This window comes from Acetomicrobium mobile, assembly GCF_937920065.1.
This window is the reverse complement of record NZ_CALETC010000158.1, coordinates 1-2,509: the sequence shown is the minus strand read 5'-3', so window position 1 is coordinate 2,509 and position 2,509 is coordinate 1. Positions and strand designations below refer to the sequence as shown.

Annotated in this window: 4 protein-coding genes and 1 tRNA gene; 3 read left to right on the top strand and 2 right to left on the bottom strand. The window is 43.2% G+C overall.

Features of this window, described 5'->3' with window-relative positions:
• Nucleotides 1-179: 179 nt before the first annotated feature.
• Nucleotides 180-443, top strand: coding sequence for a type II toxin-antitoxin system HicB family antitoxin (locus Q7P41_RS05970; protein WP_303882879.1), 264 nt, complete (start codon nucleotides 180-182; stop codon nucleotides 441-443).
• A complete protein-coding gene (locus tag Q7P41_RS05965; protein ID WP_303882878.1) occupies nucleotides 436-663 on the top strand; it encodes a type II toxin-antitoxin system HicA family toxin in 228 nt (75 codons plus the stop codon). The genes Q7P41_RS05970 and Q7P41_RS05965 overlap by 8 nt, the downstream gene beginning before the upstream one ends.
• Before the next feature lie 82 nt (nucleotides 664-745).
• Here the strand turns inward: Q7P41_RS05965 and Q7P41_RS05960 are convergent.
• A tRNA-Ala gene (locus tag Q7P41_RS05960) sits at nucleotides 746-820 on the bottom strand.
• A 219-nt stretch (nucleotides 821-1,039) separates the two neighbouring features.
• Between Q7P41_RS05960 and Q7P41_RS05955 the strand changes: the two genes are divergently transcribed.
• Complete coding sequence (locus tag Q7P41_RS05955; protein ID WP_303882877.1) at nucleotides 1,040-1,288, top strand: AbrB/MazE/SpoVT family DNA-binding domain-containing protein; 249 nt, start codon at nucleotides 1,040-1,042, stop codon at nucleotides 1,286-1,288.
• 181 nt (nucleotides 1,289-1,469) lie between these two features.
• Here the strand turns inward: Q7P41_RS05955 and Q7P41_RS05950 are convergent, their stop codons facing one another.
• On the bottom strand, nucleotides 1,470-2,330 hold the full coding sequence (locus Q7P41_RS05950) for a hypothetical protein (protein WP_303882876.1): 861 nt from the start codon (nucleotides 2,328-2,330) through the stop codon (nucleotides 1,470-1,472).
• Nucleotides 2,331-2,509: the final 179 nt, after the last annotated feature.

The following is a 2,509-nucleotide window of genomic DNA, read 5'->3' as shown; positions in this document are numbered from 1 at the left end:
CCTACCCAAACAAGACCAAGCTAAGTTTAATACAAAGGAGCTCATATAAAAAGCCAATTTGACGCCTGAGGCAAACAAAATAAGAAAAGGGCCGCTCAACCTTCGAAGCGGTCAAGAAAATACATTGCGAGACTTGTAGTATAATAAAAAGCAACAAAGGGTGATATGGCCTGGAGGTGATGCAGGTGCTCACAGAATACATCGAAGCAGCATTGGAAAGCGCCAAATATGAAATTATCGAGGACGAAGAGCCTTATTATGGAGCCATTCCTGAATTAGAGGGCGTTTGGGCCACTGGAAAGACCCTAGAGGAATGCAGGCGCAATTTGAAAGAAACACTCGAAGGCTGGATTGTCATAAGACTGCAGCGGGGACTTGCAATTCCTCCAATAGGACAACATCGCATCACTGAGCCAGAAAGAAGACTCATGGCTAATGGCTAAACTCACACCAACTGGCTGGCATGATTTGATAAGAACGCTACGCAAGTTTGGCTTCGATGGTCCATATGTGGGTGGGAAACACCCATACATGATCAAAAGAGATTTAATCCTAACTATACCCAATCCGCATCGCAAGGATATAAGTATCGATCTGCTGACTCGCATCCTGAAACAGGCCGGAATTTCCAAAGAAGAATGGATAAAGGCGTTTGAAAGTTGAGGTTTTCAACGTTCTCTAAGCACGAGAATAAACGAAAGCTCCCTTTTCGCGGACAAACAACGAAAGGGAGCTTTATCTTCACTGGTGGAGCTGAGGGGATTCGAACCCCTGACCTCTTCCATGCCAAGGAAGCGCGCTCCCTCTGCGCCACAGCCCCAAGACAGTGCTCATTATAGGAATGGGCGAGACTTTTGTCAACGGCAATTTTTAAATTTTTTATACTGACTCATTACATTCTCATAGAGTGAAAAATTAAAATGCAAGGTGCGAGGAGCAACTGTAATATTGTTAATCTATTGGTCTTTTCGTTCAGATCAAATAGAATGCTGGTGTAAGGAAAGTAAGAATATCATTACTTTAGGAGGAGGAACGGGATATGGAGATCACAAAGATCACTTCAAAAGGACAGGTTACCATTCCCGTCGATATTCGCCGCAAATTGGGCGTCAAGATGGGTGACAAGATTTTATTTGTCGAGGAAGCAGGTAGGGTGTATATACTTAATGCTTCTATGGAAGTCATAAGAAAAGCACAGGCCGCTTTTGCCGGTGAAGCGGAACGTGTTGGGTTAAAAGATGAGAATGACGTAGTAACAACGATAAAAGAGCTTCGCCGCGAAAGATAAAAAGAATAGCATGAGAACTATGTTGGATACCAATGTGCTTATATCACTACTTTCATTTCCTAATCCGCAAATGAATTAAATGGCGTCATAGCGTCATTCGGCCATTGATGCCCTGATCGGTCTATCATCGCCAAAGCAAGGATATACGTAGTAGCCGTCTTCAATGCCCTTTTCCCTTAGGTTAGACGGGGCCGATGACGCAGAAATCTTCTTGGGTAAGCAAATGCTCTGTGCTGTCGAAGTATTCTGCTAATGATACATATGCTCTGCCGTCGACAATACGTTCCTTTAGTCTAAGTAAATTTATGCGCTCTTCTGCCTCGACAAAGATCGCGTACTGCCTGTTTTTATCTAAAATTCCAAAATCGCCGACTTTTACAATCACGCCCTTCAGTGCCTCTTCATCTTGCCCTTCTTCTAACACGATCGGCCAGGCAATTAGGTTTTCCTTTTCGGGCCGATGTGTCTCGTAGCCCTCTTTTAAAAGGGCTTGATGCCATTCGAGCACCTCCAGGGCCACTTTGTCTATCCAATTTCCCTCGATTAAGGGTATAGATGACATAAAAAGGTTGGGCGGATCTTTGGGATTAAGCGCCCAACCGGCCTCAAGGGCATCGTTTTTTACGAGGGATCGCACTTTACTCAACAAAGATTCAAGAACAGCATCAAATTCCTCATCTCGAACGTCGAGCAGGCCTCTGTTGAAGTCTCTGCCATGCAAAAAATCGTCTTCCTCTTTGGGAGAGTCAAACTTCATCTCCCTTTGCCTGTTTCGCAGGTCATCGTTTATGCAATAAAAAAGAGAGGCTAAAAAGTCAACTTGTGGTTTTAACTCACCGAATTTTTGGTTTACACACTCAGATCCTTTATCGCCATATTCCTTCATCAAGGCTTCGTTAAACTTCTTGTATAAGTTTCTTATTGAATCGTAACGGTCTTCAGATTCATCTGAAGCTAGGATTTCTCTCATCCATTCCTTCGTAACTTCCTTAACCATGGGAGAAATGTTTTTAAGATCAATCGGCGAATTTAATGCACTCATAGAATTAACTCTCGTATTTTATTATTTGAAAGTTGATGCTTTCGCTCATGCAAGTGCATGCTGTACAAAACCCGACATTTCCATGGGCCGGGGCCATTCGGTTTGTAGCTAAAAGTTCAAGGTTCGATGCACACCCAAAATTTTTACCCTAGCATTTTAAGTACTTCGTCCTTCGATTT